Here is a 17,310-nt window from a genome sequence, read left to right as displayed (position 1 = left end):
CGCTCAGACACACTGCAGTGATGGACGGCAGACCCCGTCGCCACCGCCTCGTTTGGGGGCGCAGACACAAAGATCCTCATGACGACCGTGGGGAACCACGGGTGTTTGAATGGCCAACGCGTCTAACGTGGATGTACATCGCTTACATCGATCGGGTCACCTTCGGCTAGCGCCTGGAGAGCGCACCCACACGCCAGCCGCTGGTCAGCGAAGATCAGCCGCTACGGGACCTAACTGCATCGGCTTCTATCAGCCCCTGCAGCCAAGATCTCTGCCCACTGACCCAGGTCAACGTCGCCCGCCAAAGTCGACGTCCACCTCTCGGAGGAGGAGCCTTGAAGAAGCCCGACACAAAGACTGTAGGTGCAGAGGAGGTCCAGACATCATCTGGCGCTGGATCCGCCGGGGCCGGTCATCGAGTGACAGCGTCACCTGTTCGAATCGGCACAGCGGATTCGGTTCAAGCGAAATGGGTCGCTCGGTACGCGCCCAGCCGGGTCTGCCGGGTAGACATCCTCGTCTCGATCCCTGACCGAGATCTGACAGTCCACGCTCTGCAATCCCGCGGTTGGCAAGCGCTGGATCGTGTCGACGAGGCCGACGACCAATTTGCGCTAATCACCGCCGTTGCCAGCCGGTTCGGTCAGCAGCCGACGAGCCTCCATAACGCCATCGCAGCGGAAGTTCAGACCATTTTGGCGATGTATCGGGTGAATCCGCACTCCGTGTCGGTCTATGCCCGTGCGCCGGACCTAGCCCGCCTCCATCTGTGGGCCGTTGCACACGAAGACGCCAGCCAACTCGCAGGACCAGTTGGCCCTGACGGGATTTACACGACGTCCGACCGGCCCAAAGACGCACGCAGCGCGTTGGGAGATCGCCGGGCCACTGGTCGAAATGAGCCGATTGATCCCGTCGCGCGAGAAAGCAAAAGTACGCGAACGCTTCAGAGTTGGACGCTGCTTGCTATCGCCCTGACCGTGTTCGCCGCCGCCATTGCAGACGGCTATCTGGCACACCGCGTGTTCCACGGCTGGATCTGGCGCTGGCTTCCACCGAGCGCCCTTCTGCTGGTCACGCTGGCCGCGGCTGCGGTGGAGTACGTGTTGAAGTGGACGCTCGTTACAGGCCGTGACGACCAGAGACCAGCTACCGGCTCGTCCCCTCGCAAATTCTTCCCTCACGTCGCGGCGGCCCTGCGGATCAATTCATTCGCCGACGGCGCTGTGCCAAGGTTGAAGCGCTGGGGCTTAGCAGCGGCACTGCTTGTTGGGGCCTGCGTTGGCTGGGCAGCCGGGTTCATGTGGCCGCCACAGTCCCTGACGGCCACGATCGCGACAGCAGGCGTCGGACTAGCGATTTCGGTGGTGGCCCTGTTTTGGGTCCCGCTGCGTCGGATGTGGACTCCACCACGCCTTGCTTCAGGACTGATCGGCGCGACGACAATCTTGGCCGGGGTTGGGGTCTTGGCTCGAGTGATGGCCACGCTCTTCTTCGCGGAGATGGGGGTGCCAGTCGACGGCATCGATTTGAACGTGACCACTATCGGCGCCCTGACGGCTGTGCCCTTGATGATTGCTAGTGGCGGTGTGGCCGTTCTGTTGGGCGTATGGTTCGTCACGTATCGCGGACGTTACGCCCCGCCAATGAGCTGGCTAATGGGGGCGATAACATCGCTGGCCTGCATTGCCGTCGTCCTGGCAAGCATGGCCGACCTCGCGTCCAGATCATCGACGATCTGGACCGGCACGGGCGACCACGTCGATGGCTACGCCGTGACGGGTGTTTGCCTATATCCGACGTCGCCCACGCTGACACGGCCCAACGCCTGGGACCACCCACTCTGGAAGTTGGGTGATCGCGGCGGTGATCTTGTCGTGTTAGATCCAGTAGCGGCTCGAGCACGGCAGAGGGGACGGGGCGGCACTAATCCATCGTCGATCGTCAGCTATTTGCCGGCCAACACGGTCAGATATTTGATCGTCGACCCGAACTCGCCCCGATGCCCCTGACGCACTGGATGTAGTCGGCGTTCTCATCCCTGGAACTGGAACGGAACACGCGACCTCCTTGCGTGACGAACTTTGCACCCGCCCCAGCCGCTGACTACCAGAGGCGACGCCTACCGCTTCCGAGCCGAGATCCCAGCGACTCGCTTGCCGAGAATCCAGCTCATGAGGACGTCGAAGCGCCGTCGCAGACTCCCGCCGACGTATAGAACCGACTCTTTCGGGATCCTGCCTCTGCCCTGGGCAAACGTGCCGGTAAGCGCTTCTGACCTGCATAAACGTGGGTCACCGGAGCCTGAAACACCTCCGGTTGTCTTGGGCCGTCTGAGGGTCTTTGCTCTCCGCCGTTAGAAATTTGTTAGAAGTTCGCCACGCCAAGCGCGGAGCATCGACGGTGAGCCATCCAGCTACCGCGACGGCGCCAGCCCTGGCCCCGAGCTCAGGCCGGGTCGATCGTTGCGGCATGCGAAGACGCTCGTGGCACAGAATCTTAGAGTGCGCGAGGAGGATCGAACATGGCTGTGCGGACATCCGTCATTGATCAATCCGCGCGCCTGCTCGCATCTACTGCGGGTGAAATGGAAGCTCGCGGAACATCGCGTGGGGACCCTGGTGCATACGCGTCGACGGTGACGCAGCTCCCAAACCAAGGGGTGGCGACACGCCCGAAGGCTCAGTAGACTTGACGAGCTCCCCAACTTTCGTGTTGCGGGTGTTCGTTCTAAACATTTGGCGGCGGTTACATGGTTGACGGCGAAGCGTGGTGGCTCCGTGACGTCGCCGACGAGCCGTCAGACACACAAGATGAGTTCAGCGGGAGCACGCCCGCTCCGCATGAAGCCTTGGTGCGCGCGCATATCAATGTCTCCTTGTCCGTGCCGCTGGCCGCCGACGAGATCGTAAACATCGAGCACATCGCCGAAACCGGCCTTCGCGGCAGGAACCCCATCGTCATCGCTTCTGACGAATCGGTGCTGATCGGCTTTTCGATTCTCGATAGTTCAAGTCCCACTCTGCGACTCGCAAAGGAATATGGACGGATCCTCATCGATCTCATCGACTCAGACAAGATCGTCGAGGCGGAGTTTCGAGCCTTCATCCCGAACCACCGGTCGAAGTTCAGCGCGTACGCTAGCGCGTAATTGCTGGCAGATCGATCCACGTCAGATCAAGCTCGTAGAGGTGGGACCTCGATAAGCCTGCGGCTGAGCCCGTGGAGTATGACGGTGCATACGGGAACAGGATGCTGGTCGGCTTCTGAAGCTCCTCGCATGCGAAGTACCACCCGAAGCCTAGGACATGTGCCTTCGGTCCGACAGGCGACAGGTAGACGTTCAAGTCCGGACGCGTTTGCCGTAGCTCCGCGACATGAGCACTCAAGACGCTAGCCGTCACGAACGGATCATTCGCAGGCGCGTGCAAGAACGACTTCGAGGCGAAGTCCGTAATTGACTCCTCTGCAAGGGCGAGCCGGATCTGACTCTCCTGATACATATGCGGTTGGAGGCTTGGGAGGCCAAGCATGATGTAGTGGGACGACGCTGAACGTTTGTAGTCAGCCACGGCACGAATCAACGAGTCGTCGTAGCCCGCGCCGATAATCAGCACATCGGCAGGGTCGGTCGACGTTGTGTGAACGCCCTCCAACCCGGGCACTTGTCGTACTTCGTCAACGCGACCCTTGGAGAAGGTGGTTGTCGGCCCGGAAACGTAGTTGGTCGGATCCGTATACAGCACAGAAACCGTGCCGAACCCAAGCTTGGCCAGGATCACAGGCAACACGGCAATGAATGGCCGCATCATTCCAGAAATGTCGATGCATACCCGCAGCCCTTGAGGTGGGCGACCGTTTAGCACCTGCTGCCAAATCGTGCGCCAGGCATCAACTTCCGCGACCCCTGAGTCGACGGCGATCTCGGCAAACGCTGTCGATCTCCCCGCGGCGTCGAGGTCGTACTCAGGATGCAGGATCCAATACCCCTCCGGCACATTGACGGCCTCCGCGACCTTACGAACCCGGTCGGACTGATCGTCCGAGGAGACGAAGATGTCGAAGTCCAGCCCACCAAGGTCGGCGAAGCGAACGGTGCGCTTGTTCAAGTAGGTGTGGTCACGCATCGAACAGAGGCTCTTCTTTGGATGAACGCTTGCGAGAGAAGGGCGCCTTCATAGTCGCAAGCTGTGCGTTAAGAACCACAAGGTATTCCGACTCCGGAACTTCGGCATCGAAGACCGCGGAGGCCGCGGCAGGCACCAACCTCATCTCGCCGCGCCGGCTCGTAGGAAGCGAATACGATGGAGCCACCATGGGATGCAACTGATACTTCCGTAGCCGAGGGCCGTAATTCCGAGCCGACCGACCATTCGGAATCTCAACTAGAAGCTCGTGAGAGACACATGCGTCCAAGACTCGCTGAGCGTCTTCAGTTAACGCGCCAGATCCGATCGAGAACGCCGCATACCCGACCTCATTGGGCTTGTCCGAGTACCTGGCGCGTTGAAGCAAGTTGCCCAACCGCCGAATCGCAATATCACATGCGTTGCCAAGCGGGCCGGAAGGTAGAGCATCACTAACGAACCAGGACGATGCGTCGGCGACACCGGCTAGCTGCGCCTTGGCGTCGACGGTACTGCCCTTGACAAACGGCTCACCGCCCGCGAAATCTACATAGCGAGCGATCGACTTCAGGATGATCAGGAAGTTTCTTGGCAAGAAGCCGGAGGTTTCTATCAGCTTGTCGAGGCCCTGCTGAGGCATCCGTTCCTGAATCGAGTTGTAGACATGTGCAGTCATGTCGACCCGCCACAGGCCGACGTAGTTCTTTGATTCTCGACTCAGTCGCCCGACCGATGGCAGAAACGCTGCAGCCTCTCTGGCCCCTTCCAACGTTGGTTGGCCGGAGGTCGACCGTAACGACTGATAGAACCTGTGGATCCGGAGGCGCTCAATTACCGGGTTCTCCTCGACGGCAACTGCAGTCACTATCTGCGAGGCTAGTGACTCGTTATCGCTTTGTTCATACACAACGTCCCACAGTCGTTTCAGATGCGGTCGCTCGTGGGGCGCCGACTTCTTGGCCAAGAGCGACACCAACGCCTGGACGTGGTCAACATCTCCCGACGCGCCTCCCAGCACCGCCCTCAGCTCGGCCTCGCTCGCGACGTAATCGATCCCACCGCTGCGGTCGAGGCGGTTCAGACGGTTGAGCGCAAGCCGTGCGCAGAATTCGCCGTAGCTTCCGGCGTCCTCCCGGTATCGGTTGTCGAGTTCGATCAGTTCGTATTCGGAACCCTTCCGGTTTTCTTCTCCAGCACTTAACGTCTTGTGCGTTCGAACGCCCGGAGTTCGCGATCCGATCATGAATGAACAGGGGAGTTGCTTCTCACGGATAAGAGTATTGAGGTACATCTGCTGAGCCTCGGAAAGATTCTCAAACTCGTCCACAAGGTATGTGAACCGGACTGAGCCCAAGCCGTGTAGGTGGCGGGACGCAGACGCTGCTGCACCGAAGACCAAATCTCCCGGCGATCCGTAGACCTCGACGTGTAGCTCACGCGTGAAAGCCGCGTCGTTGACAGCACGATCCATATCGCGTCTTGCACCGCGAACAGACTCGATAACGAAGTCGAGGGTGGTGCTGCGCACCTCGTCTGGATCTGTGGCCGGCGGAAGCAGGACGTTCATCGCTGCACAGAAGTTGGATATCTGCTCAATGGACCAGCCCGCACCGTTATGTTGCATATCGCATAGAACATTCAACAGATTCTCGGTGATCCAGATATCCATGTACGCCGCGAATACGGTCTGCCACGCCTCGTCATCGATGCCTTTGCCGGTGAACCTCAATCCATTTAGCCCGCTGCATCGCATGTAGACGCCGAGGTATCCATCCGAGTTGATGGAGTCCAGGAGCTTACTTCCCTGCCTGGTCGCCCGGCGCTTCTGGATCGGGTACGAGTAATACCGCATCAGATGAGTGCGGCCCCCGCCCTTGCCGCTCACAAGAAACTGCGGCATCGGACTCGCCGGGTTGACAATGGCGTTGAACGTCAATTTCGGGAAATCAACGAACTTATCGAGAATCTCATCGTCAGAAAAGTCGACGGCCTTGGTAACTTCAAATGGGTTCAGCAACATTCCTAAAGTTCCTTAGCATAGCGCTCGAAGATTGGGAACCACCCGTCCGTGTTACTCCAAATGATTGGTAGGGTGTTGTCGGGAACGTTGTGGTGGAGGCCGAGCAACATCTGCCCGTCGCCGTATCCGACAGGACCCGGCGAAAAGAGTGAGTTACCGTACCAGCGCGCCATCCGTTCGCCGCTTTCTCTGGAAAGACCCGGCACGCACGCTGCGTAGACACGCGACTCCGGAGTGAATGCCAGCTCAGAATCGTCGACGATATGGACGGCACGGACATGGTCGAAAAGGGTGCCATTCGCTACACGGAGACCATCGGGCTTGGCGAACAATACGCAATAGATCAATTCGAGGTCGACGCCGGAGTTGGCAGCAGCCCTCTTCAACTCGGGGAGCATCTTTCTTCCGTAGATGCTAGCTTGCTCCCCCGAGCCGAGTACGTCGTCAATGAACACGATGCGCCGGACTCCGGACGCCAGTGTCGCGGTTGGCCCGGGCGCTCCTTCAAACAGCTCTCGGTGGTGGCAGAATTGTGACTTCTCAAGCTTGTTTACCTGCCGGAAGTAGTAGAGGAGATGAGAGCCGCTCTCAGACGGGTTGCCCATGCCTATGAACCGCGTTGCGCGCAGCTGAGCCGCGAATGCAGGTTCAATGAGACTCGATTCAACAGTGCCACCATTGCTAGTTCGTATCTCTTCAACGATCGGATACCGGAACAGATCTCGATATAGCGCGACAAGTAGCACCCTAATCTCCTGCAAACCAAAATGGTTGAAATGCGATAGAAGGTGTATAGCGTGGTCGTGCTCCTCCTCGGAGATCTGACTCCCACCGTTGAAGTTGTCTAGCCACCTGTCGATGTCGGGCTTCCTCACACGGTTCTCCCAGACATGCGCTGAGAGTGTGCGGATCCGTTCGCAAGCGTCGTCATAGATCTTGCTCATGCTCGCCCCTAGCCTCGCTCAAATACTTCGACTTGCTCGTAGCGAGCAGCCGGGGCCAGGCCCCGCCTAGTCGTCAGGAGCGACCTTCCACGAATGCGATCACGGTAGACGTGCGTGGGTTTGAAGCCGCTGCTCTCCGCGAGGTCCGCCAGAAGCTTCGGGGTGTCGAGCTCGGACCCGCACACATGATTGGGCCCCGAGATGAGTACGAGTCGGCGGACCGACTGACGGTCGTGGGCATTGTTAAGAACAAGTGCCATGTCGTCGAAGTACGCGGCGTAGATCGCGGCCCGACGAACGTTGATGTCGCGGAGCCGATCGATCTCATCCTGAATGACGCTCAGCCGTCCGAGCCGTTCGAGGGTCGCAGCCTGGGTTGACCGCGAAAGGTGCTCCCGGCCGATGCTCCCCCGCTCAAGTCCTGCAGTACCGGCGTTCGTAATCTTGCCGAGCCACGCGAGTTCCAGGCTAGTGCTCCGTACGTATTTCTGGGCAGCCCCATACGGTGGGCTCGTCAGAATCAATTCATCTCGCTGCGGGATCGAAGACCACACCTCAGCCGACCGAACATCACCCTCAACGACCACCGGTTCACGATCCGGCAAGCCGTCGAGCGCTTCGAGGCGCCCGGCGAGGGTCGCCGAAATCCGCTCAAACGCGGCCCATACGTCGCGCGTCATCACGGCCGGAGCCCGCTCCTTGGGCGATACGGGCACGGGGATATGTTTGTCTGTCGCTGCTATCTGGCGAGCGAGTAGGGCTAGACACAAGTCCAGATAGTCGCGTTCCGCGCCAGTGGTGCCACTTCGGCCGATGGATATCACCAAGCGGCCAAGAACCGAGAGCGCCGCGGGATCGAACCAGCGAGTTGCGAACTTCGGAGGTTCCCAAATCTGACGAGATTGCTTTGCCGACCTGACTACGTCCACGGCGGCGCGGGCGGCCAAAGCTCGATTTAGGTCTTGGGTCTTCACCCGCGACACGAGTGCCGCGACTGGGTTCTGGTCGATCCCAATCGAGGAAACCGAGGCCCTACGCGCCTCAAGAAGGACAGTGCCTGAACCGCAGAACGGGTCAATGACCGCCTCGACGCCATCCATGATCGAATCGTCAGCCAGGAGATACCGTGGAATCTGTCGGAGGAGCCTGGCCGGGTATGGATGGATCGCGTGAGTGAGCTCCTCAGCCGGCAGTGACCCTACGAGCTCGCGGAAGCTCACCCATTCCGGCTCACCGTGTCCGCCAGAGGAACGGTCACGGATCCGCGATGCCCCGAACGGCGACCCGCCATCCACAAAGCCATGCATCGGCCGAACCGGGCCGGCGTCGATCCCCGGCGAAGCAGGGCCCGCAATAGTTAACACCGGCTAGACCTTGGGGTATGCGGGGATCCAGGCCCCGTTGTCGGCCACTTCAAAGTCGGCGAATAGCGCTGGCAGCTCGCGCCTCATCAACTCGCCGACCATTGCGAACACGACGCGAATCTCTTGTTCAGCTGAGGGGTCCGTTCGAAGCGCGACGATGTGCCTCAGCGCCCGAACGTTCGCAGACCATCCGATCGTCGTTGCCACTCCTTCCGGGGCGTAACGCCGCGCTCCCGACGTCACGATCTTCTTTGTACCAAAATCGCCATCATCGAGGCTCGTCGCTTGCGCAGCCAACGCCTGAAACCGCTCCATCGAGGCGAGAAGCTCATCGGCCGCTGCCAACAATTCCGAGTCCTGCAGAACGAAGTCCGGATGCGAAAATCGCAGGTCAGTCAACCGCACGTACCGGAGCGACTCCTGGCTGATCGCCGTGCCGGCACGATGCCTGACTAGCTCGTGGGTGAATACGCGGCTCACGTTCTGGAAAACGAATGAGTAATTCATGTGCTCAAGAACGCTGCCGTGGGCACTTCGCAGAATGTTTTCTAGATACTCCGTGCTGTTCGACCTGACAGAAGTGACGTTCGCGTTGAGACCTGGAGCCCATGACCGGTAGCAGAGGCGGCCCATGAATTCGGCCAAGGTCTCCCCCGCAGGACCACCCTCAGAGTCAATGCGATCCATCCAGCTGCTACCGCCGACGGTCTCCAAGTACCTCGCCATCTCCGCCAGATCGATTGAAGGTCTGGAGATCAGGAACACGGCAGGTTCGACTTCGCGCACGCGTTAACACTAGGGGGAACAGCTCTCCCTCGTCGTGCGCCTCTACGTGTCGCTTCGAGCGAGCTAGCTCGATCACGCAGACATCGCGATCGATCGGCGCAGCACACGGCAACGCTCGCGCGGACGAAACGATTACAGAGTCGCCTTCGCCGAGAGGCCGAGCGCGTGCGCATCGACCGTCATCAGCCAGCTGCAAGTCGCCGACCGTCGCAACAGAAGCATGTGGCAAGCGCGCATATAGCCACATAGACCCGGGGCGAGGAGTACGTGCAGCCGCCTTCGAAGTCACGGGGCGAAGGTACGTCGCATACGCGTCTTTGGGTTCTGAACGATGGAGCAGGATCCGCATGTGGGCTAGACGGGCCCCACGTCACCACCGTTCGGGACTGCTGCACGATCAGGTGACAGCGTGACGTGACCCCCGCCTTGGTTTCCACTTTCGGTGGTGAGTGTCAGGCTCGAATGGGGTTGTTCTCGGAGGGTACTTCGTACTCAACTGGGGTGCGATAGCCGAGCACGGAATGCCGCCGTTGGCGGTTGTAAAAGATCTCGAATTACTCAAACATCGCGTTCGATAGCTCAATCCGGGTCTTCCACTTCTTGCGGTTCACGAGCTCGATCTGCATCGAGGACCAGAACGATTCCAGCATCGCGCTGTCCGAGCCGTCCCCGACACTGCCCAATGAACCGTCGCCTCACAGTTGCAGGCCGAATCGTCGGAACGAGCTCTTCGGTAGCCGGTTGCGATGGCCTGCGCGGCACTTCATCGAGGTCGGGTGGAGGCCGTTCCGATGGGGACTTCCGGCCTTCTTTGCCGTGCGGTCCGCTCTGGGTGCAGGCCGGGTGAGCCATTCGGATCAACAATGGGTCAAGGGGGCGCGGTGGGGTATCTCGGTGGCCTGTACTTCCGATAGCAATGCGTCTGCGTGAGTGGACAGCCGCCTGCTGTTGCATCGCGCACCCATCTTTGACCCTGTGGCGACATTGACATCGCGGGCGAGAACGTGGGTTTGAGTGACCGACCGCAGGTCCGTCACCGAAGTTGTGTGATTCCGTTCGGATGCCGTGTCGGCTCCGTGACTGTGGGGGTTGTTGTGGTTCGCTCTTCTGGGTCGTTCCAGCGTGCATGTGTGATCGCAGTGTCGGTCGCCGTAGTGTCGACAGGGCTTGGTGTCATGCCTGCGGCGGTCGCCTCCGCAGCGACGAAGGTTGCAGCGCCCCTGGTGACAGAACGCCCCGATGGCCGTTCAGCCATGCTGTCGGCTCGGTCTGAGGGGGTCCCGGTTGAGGATCTATCGCAGCGCACTGAAACGTCGCAAACGTGGGCCCAGCCCGACGGATCCTGGAAGACCGAAATCCACTCGCGGCAGCAGCGCTTCCGGGATTCTCACGGGCACTGGGTAAATGTCGACCTGACGTTGGGCACGACGCCTGACGGTGGCGCTGCTCCTACAACTACCCAGAACGGGCTCAAGCTGCCGGGGGCCGGCGCTGGCGGCGCGATTTCGCTCGGAGACCCCGGCGGCCGCACGGTCTCCCTCGGAATGCCCGGCAAGCTCCCGAAGCCGACGCTGAGCGACGCGACGGCAACATACGCGGGTATCGCTCCGGGTGTGGACATGAAGATCCAGGCGCTTCGATCGGGCTTCGAGCAGTCGTTCGTGATCAACTATCGCTCGGCTGTCAGCACCAGCGGTTTGTCGTGGTCGCTGCCACTGAAGACTAAGGGCCTCGATGTTCGGCAAGAGTCCGACGGGTCGGTGTCGTTCGTGGACAACAAGGGTGTAGTCCGGTCGCGGATCCCTGCGGCGCTCGCATGGGATTCGCGCGTCGGCACGCCGCAGGAGTCGCCAGCCTCCTACAGCAAGGTATCGCTGCAGGTGGTCGTGAAAAACCCCGGGCAGGCGACGCTGGTGATTACGCCAGACGCCTCGTGGTTGAACGACCCGTCGACGGTGTTCCCGGTGACGGTCGACCCCACGTATCTGATGTCGTCGCTGAACCCGGTGTGGGACACCTACATCCAGCAGGGATTCACGACGAACTTCGCCTCCTCGACCGTACTGAAGGTCGGTTCCGCCTCGGCCAATGCCAACACACGCTCCTTCATCAACTTCGACCTGTCCTCGTTGAAGGGCAAGTACGTCATCGGAGCGAACCTGAAGCTCCGCAATTCCCTTTCGGGGACGTGCTCGGCCCGTGAATGGGACGCGTACTACATGACCGGCACTGCAGGTCCTTCGTGGGGTTGGGGCAACCAGAACTACTGGGGATCGATGCAGGCTTCGTCAACTCAGACCCTTGGGGCCAGTGGCTCATGTCCTGCCGACTGGGTGGCAATTGACACGACAACACTGGTTCAGAACATGTTGAACGACTCCCAGTCCATCAACACGATCGGGCTCCGTGCAGCCAACGAGACCGACGCAACGTACGTCAAGCAGTTCGACTCGATGGAGACGACGAACGACCCCGTCCTGAACGTGCAGTACGACCGATACCCCAACGGCCCGTCGGTCGCCTCGTTGGCCTCACCGTCGGTGTCCTACCCCAACGGTGACGTGTATACCGCAACCTCGACGCCCGCACTAGCGGCCTCGGCAACCGACCCCGACAGCAACAGCGTCCAGGTCGACATCCAGGTCCACAACTCCACCGCGTTCAACTCCGGGTCTTTGGTCGCGGAGTGCCAGAGCGGATTTGTTGCCTCGGCAGCCTCGGCCTCCTGCCAGCCCTCGCCTGCACTGCCGGACGGCACCTACTACGTGCGGTCCAAGGCATCGGACTCGATGCAATGGGGACCGTGGACGGGTACCTACACCTTCAAGGTCGCAGCAACCCAGCCAGCCGTGCCAGTGATCAGCTGCCCCGGATACGCCAACGGCACCTGGGCCACCACGGCTCCGGGGTCAGCGGTCTCGTGCACGATCTCTGCCGCCGGGTCGGGGACATCGGCGCCGAATGCAGTTCTCTACACGGTTGACGGTGGCAGCCAGCAGACGGCCACGATCAGCCCGTCTTCTGACCCGAATGTTGCGAAGGCAACGATCAGCGTTCCCAACACAGCTGGTGCGCATTCGGTCCTCGCGCAGGCGCAGTCGCCGTCGGGCGTGAAATCCTCGCAGTCTCCGTCGTACGGGTTCGGGTATGGCACCGTTGCCATGAACAGCCCGTCAGCTTCCGCGGTTACCCAAACCACCAGCACCGTCGCGATTCAGGCCAGCGCCCCTGCCCCACCCTCAGGTGGCCAGGCCACGGCTGAACTGCGTTGGCGTCTGCCGAACGGCGGCGATGCCAACACCGGGTGGAACGACGCAACATCTCTGACGGTTGCCAACAACCCGGGCACCGGTGGCGTTTCTATCTCTGGAACCTGGGACACCACCACCGCGACCCGCGACGCCGCCGCCGGCATCAACCTCGACCCACGCGTGCCGACGACGCTGGAACTTCAGGTGTGTGTTACCTATCCCGGAACCAGTTACTGCACTTGGACCAACCAGCAGGTGCGAACCATTCGGCTGCCGCACGCATTCGGGAACGGCTTCCCGACCACCCACGCGGGCCCCGGTGAGGTGGCATTGTGGACCGGCGAGTTCACCACGACTGCCACCGACGTCACAGTCCCCGGATACAACGGCACTTTGTCGCTGTCTCGCACCCACTCGACGTTCGCCGGTCCGGTTGACCCTGCCGAATCGGTCTTCGGACCTGGGTGGACCGCGTCGTTGGATGGGACCGCGGGCAGTGGCCTGGCTGGTGACCAGCTGGTCGACAACACCCAGACCGACGGAACGCTGGCTTTGGTTGACGCGCAGGGCACTCCGATGGTGTTCGCACCAGCCGGCGGACCTGTTCGCCGCACCGGTGGCAATCTGACCACTGGATCGTGGACCGCAGTGGATCCCGACACGATCGCTGCGGGCGTCTCGGCGACCGTATCCGGAACTGGCTCCTCCACCGTCGTTGCTGTGACCGAGGCAGATGGCACGGCAACCACTTTCCACGCCACGACGGCCCCCGGAACCGGTGTTGCGGGTGTGTTCGCACCGGTATCGGTGGCGCAGCCCGGAAGCGGAACCACCACCTACACCCTCGACGGTTCGGGCCGAGTGACCCGGATCCTGGCGCCGATCCCGACCGGCATGACCGCAAGCAACTGCCCCGCAACCGGCACCCTCGCACCCGGGTGCCGCGCGTTGGACATCAACTACGCGACCACAACCACCGCAACGTCAACCGCTTCTGGTGACTTCGCCGGGCAGGTGTCCTCGATCAATCTACGGATCTACAACCCGACCAAGTCTGGTGGCGCCGGCATGGACTCGATCCCGGTGGCCGCCTACAAGTACGACAACACTGGGCGTCTGGTGACCGAAACCGACCCTCGCACGAACCTGTCGACCTCCTACGGCTACGACTCCGGCAACCGTCTAACCATGCTGACCCCGCCGGGCCAGGCACCGTACACCATCAACTACGCCGGGTCGCCGACTAAGTTCGCGAACCTCACCCGCCCCAACCCGGCTTCTGCTGGTGGCGGGACCGCGACCCTGACGTCGGTGGTCTACAACGTCCCGACCTCCGGCAGCGGTCTACCTGACCTGTCGGCCGGCACGGTTGGGAAGTGGGACCAGGCGGCCGCCCCGACGCATGCGTACGCGGTGTTCGGTCAGAACCACCCTGTCAGCAGCATCGACCCTTCGCAGATTGGATCCTCGAATTGGGTCTATGCCCAGATCCAAGCCACCGACGACAAGGGGTTCACCGTCAACGCCGCCACCTACGGCGCAGGGGACTGGCAGCGGAGCGCCATCGACTACGACGCGTCCACCCAGCAGGTCATCAAGACCATCTCGCCGACGGATATTGACCAGGTCCTTACCTACGGGGCCGACCCCAACACCGTCGGGACCATCACGCAGTACAACACCGCGACGAACGGGCCCGCGTCGACGCCTTCCGGATCCGTGATCACGGACGTGTGGCTGCCCAGCCGACCCGTCGCGTTGGCCAACGGCACCACTGTGTCCGCCCGGCCGCACACCCACACCACCTACGACCAAGGGTCGCCCGACAACGGGGTGAACCCCACCACCAACCAGGGCTGGGAACTGCCGACCAGCGTTACTCAGACGGTGTCCTCCCCGCTGATCTCCAACGGTGACCTGACCGACACCGCGCACATCACTAAGACCGGATATGGAAACACCGAGGCATCCTGGGAGCTCGGACTCCCGACCTCGAACACCCAGGTCGTCGACGGCGGATCAGGTGACATCACTAAGAGCACCGGCTACGACAGCGAAGGCCGCGTGATCAGCCAGTCCCAGCCGATGTCGAATGGGTCAGACGCCGGGACACGAGACACCGTCTACTACACCGTCGCGGCGAACAGCGGCGTGCCACAGTGCGGTGGCCACCCCGAATGGGCCGGATCGGTCTGCGAGACCTACTTTGCCGCGCAGGCGAATGGTCACGACCAGGTCACAACCACGGACAGCGCCTACAACACCTATCTGGTGCCGAGCACTGTGATAGAGACTGCGAACGGTGCTACCCGGACCCGCAGCATCAGCTTCGACAGTGCAGGGCGCCCGATCACCTCACGTACAACAGCATCCGGATTGACCGGCTCGACTCCAGTCAACGGCACTGGAATCGACTACGACCCGTCAACCGGGCTGGCTGTCAGAGTGTGGGCTTTGAACAGCAGCGGTGGCCATATCGGCGACCCAATCACGACCGGATACGACAGCTGGGGACGGACGATTGGGTACTCACCGTCGTCGGTTGTGACCACGACCACGACCTACAACTCCGCGGGTCAGGTCAGCAGCATCGCCGATACTGCAGGCACCAAGAGTTTCGGGTATGGAACCGACGCCAACGGCAACGCTGAGAACCGTGGCATGCCGACCAGCGAAACGATTACTGGTGGTCCTGGCGGGAACATCGCGTTCGCGGGCGCCTATGACCGATCCGGGGCGTTGGTGGTCCAGAAGCTTCCTGCGGGTGTCACCCAGAAGGTTCAGACTGACCCCGCAGAACAGGTGGTCGGTATGACGTATTCAGGTCAAGTCACCACAGTGAACCCGGACAACTCCACCAGCGTGAACCCGAACGGCCCGTGGTTGGGTTGGACGCTGACCCGCGACAGCCTGGGTCGAATCACCCGGGAGAACACGCCAGCCGCCGGTGGTTACGTGACCGGCGGGATCGACCCCACCAAGACCTTGGCGGCAGCACCGTTCGACCGGTCCTACAGTTACGACCTCGCAGGTCGCCTGTCCCAGGTCCAGGACCGGACCGCCGCCGCGGGCGCGGGGGTGAACAGCTCAACGGGTGAGCCCAACGGTGCAGGCTGTGTCACGCGGTCGTACGCGTTCGACAAGAATGGCAACCGACTCAGCCTGGCCACAGCGCCCGCAGCATCCGACGGCACATGTCAGACTAGCTCCGGCACCAGCACCCGCACCTGGGGATGGGACGCCGGCGACCGGACGACCAACAGCGGTTACGTGTTCGATGCGTTCGGGCGCCAGACCACGCTTCCGGCAGCCGACGCCCCGCAGTCAGGCGGTGGCAATATCACGCTCGGCTATTACGACACTGACGCCGTAGCATCGATCAGCCAGGGAAGTTCGAGTACGACGTTCACGCTGGACCAGTCACAGCGGCGCTCGATCCAGACAGAGACCGCTGGGTCCGTGGTCACGACCACAGCTCGGACCTACGACGACACCTCCGATAACCCGGCCTATGTTGACGTCACCAACGGTGGCGCTACGACCCGGACTCGGTACGCCACGAGCCTGGGCGGGGACCTAGGTTTGACGATTACCTCGAGCGGATCGACTAGTGCCCAGATCACGTTGGCTGATCCGAACGGGGATGTGGTTGCGACCGCCGACGTGACCTCCAACACGACGCCAGCTGTAGGGATCAGCGGATGGTCCGACCAAGACGAATACGGCAACCCGCTGGAGAACACACCGTCGGCGATCACCGCCGGGATTGGATACGGTTGGGCGGGTACGTCTCAGAGGGCGACCGTCGACAGCGGGCTGATGCTGATGGGCGCACGAATCTATAACCCCTCGACCGGAGGATTCACCTCCACTGACCCGGTGTACGGCGGCAATCACACCACTTACGCATATCCGTCAGATCCGGTAAACCGAGGAGATCTCTCGGGAGCGGCGGGCTCCTGGCACACTTACTACAAGAGTTACTATTTCTACTACAAACAGACCAACGGCATCGCAGGATATTTCGGTTACACCCATTGGACTGAAAACCTGATGAACGGAATAGTCGCCAAAGTGTTGGCCAAGGATCCATTCGCGACCTTCGCCTACTATGGCAATTGGGTTAACACGACCTATTACTGGCAATGGAGATGGGCCAATAAGGTTCACGGCCCACAGCAATACCGGATTATGGCCGACACCATCGTCTACACATATGCCCGGTTACTCTTTTGGAGCGGAGGTCCTGGATGGTGGGTGTATGTAGGCACAGTGGAGGACTACCACCAGGATGGCGACATATGGTGAACCGACGTCTAAGGAAAGCAGCTAGTGAAGAGCGGAGGTAATTGGGAGGGACTCCCAAACTGGGCAGTTACTTTGCACGGTATCGGGTTGTGGTTCTACTTCGGCGGGTCGATCTACGCGCTCATGGTCCTGACTTGGGTGACTGTGCCAATTGTTGGTTTATGCGTGGAAGTTTTGTGGCTCGTTTTTGGAATTTTGTTGACCGCGGCAGGATTTCGTCGAATACCGACCGCACGATTCGTTGCGTCAGTGTTTGGGTACGCCGGCATATCCATCGCGTTGTGCTACTTGGTGGGGCACGGCAGCCAAGGGTTCCTGTTGGTGTCCTTCTCCTTCGGTGTCGGCGCCGCACTCGATCTCGTTGTGCTAAGTCGCTCAAGATGGTTCAGCACTACCGAATAGCGATCGACTGGTGAGTTGCGCGCCGGGTTGAGCAATATCTGGCGGGACCGCGACATTACAGACGCAGAGCGCCTCGCGATGGAGCGGGTGGCACGCGCCGAACGCACC

8 protein-coding genes and 1 pseudogene are annotated in these 17,310 nt (G+C 61.2%); 3 read left to right on the top strand and 6 right to left on the bottom strand.

Annotated features, from left to right (window positions below; translation table 11 throughout):
• Positions 1 to 335 precede the first annotated feature (335 nt).
• Both KCTC_RS00315 and KCTC_RS00310 read left to right on the top strand, forming a co-directional pair.
• On the top strand, positions 336 to 2,012 hold the full coding sequence (locus KCTC_RS00315) for a hypothetical protein (RefSeq protein WP_125565678.1): 1,677 nt from the start codon (positions 336 to 338) through the stop codon (positions 2,010 to 2,012).
• A 740-nt stretch (positions 2,013 to 2,752) separates the two neighbouring features.
• On the top strand, positions 2,753 to 3,151 hold the full coding sequence (locus KCTC_RS00310) for a hypothetical protein (protein WP_125565676.1): 399 nt from the start codon (positions 2,753 to 2,755) through the stop codon (positions 3,149 to 3,151).
• Here KCTC_RS00310 and KCTC_RS00305 read toward each other — a convergent pair.
• From KCTC_RS00305 to KCTC_RS00280, 6 genes and pseudogenes are all read right to left on the bottom strand, one after another.
• Positions 3,141 to 4,127: a hypothetical protein gene (locus KCTC_RS00305; protein WP_125565674.1), complete on the bottom strand. Its 987-nt coding sequence runs from the start codon at positions 4,125 to 4,127 to the stop codon at positions 3,141 to 3,143. The two genes, KCTC_RS00310 and KCTC_RS00305, sit on opposite strands and share 11 nt — an antisense overlap.
• Entirely contained in the window at positions 4,120 to 6,147 is a 2,028-nt protein-coding gene (locus KCTC_RS00300) for an ORC-CDC6 family AAA ATPase (RefSeq protein WP_125565672.1), read from the bottom strand. The genes KCTC_RS00305 and KCTC_RS00300 overlap by 8 nt, the downstream gene beginning before the upstream one ends.
• A 2-nt stretch (positions 6,148 to 6,149) precedes the next feature.
• Positions 6,150 to 7,091: a phosphoribosyltransferase-like protein gene (locus KCTC_RS00295; RefSeq protein ID WP_125565670.1), complete on the bottom strand. Its 942-nt coding sequence runs from the start codon at positions 7,089 to 7,091 to the stop codon at positions 6,150 to 6,152.
• 8 nt (positions 7,092 to 7,099) lie between these two features.
• Positions 7,100 to 8,311, bottom strand: coding sequence for a site-specific DNA-methyltransferase (locus tag KCTC_RS00290; protein ID WP_164512416.1), 1,212 nt, complete (start codon positions 8,309 to 8,311; stop codon positions 7,100 to 7,102).
• Between the two features lie 147 nt (positions 8,312 to 8,458).
• A complete protein-coding gene (thyX, locus tag KCTC_RS00285) occupies positions 8,459 to 9,241 on the bottom strand; it encodes an FAD-dependent thymidylate synthase (protein ID WP_125565666.1) in 783 nt (260 codons plus the stop codon).
• Between the two features lie 452 nt (positions 9,242 to 9,693).
• Positions 9,694 to 9,927, bottom strand: a pseudogene (locus tag KCTC_RS00280) (IS3 family transposase); the annotation flags it as partial.
• Positions 9,928 to 10,659: 732 nt separating this feature from the next.
• On the opposite strand from KCTC_RS00280, the gene KCTC_RS00275 reads away from it, so the two are divergent.
• Complete coding sequence (locus KCTC_RS00275) at positions 10,660 to 16,800, top strand: DNRLRE domain-containing protein (protein WP_164512415.1); 6,141 nt, start codon at positions 10,660 to 10,662, stop codon at positions 16,798 to 16,800.
• The last annotated feature ends 510 nt before the right edge of the window (positions 16,801 to 17,310 follow it).

It is taken from the genome of Nocardioides baekrokdamisoli, assembly GCF_003945325.1.
Classification (GTDB): Bacteria; Actinomycetota; Actinomycetes; order Propionibacteriales; family Nocardioidaceae; genus Nocardioides; species Nocardioides baekrokdamisoli.
The sequence above is the reverse complement of the archived record's forward strand: the minus strand, read 5'-3'. Positions and strand labels throughout refer to the sequence as shown.

Bases quoted from the DNA above. Each gene is read 5' to 3' on its own strand.
- KCTC_RS00310 (WP_125565676.1), top strand. From the start codon at position 2,753: ATGGTTGACGGCGAAGCGTGGTGGCTCCGTGACGTCGCCGACGAGCCG.
- KCTC_RS00305 (WP_125565674.1), bottom strand. From the start codon at position 4,127: ATGCGTGACCACACCTACTTGAACAAGCGCACCGTTCGCTTCGCCGAC.
- KCTC_RS00300 (WP_125565672.1), bottom strand. From the start codon at position 6,147: ATGTTGCTGAACCCATTTGAAGTTACCAAGGCCGTCGACTTTTCTGAC.
- KCTC_RS00295 (WP_125565670.1), bottom strand. From the start codon at position 7,091: ATGAGCAAGATCTATGACGACGCTTGCGAACGGATCCGCACACTCTCA.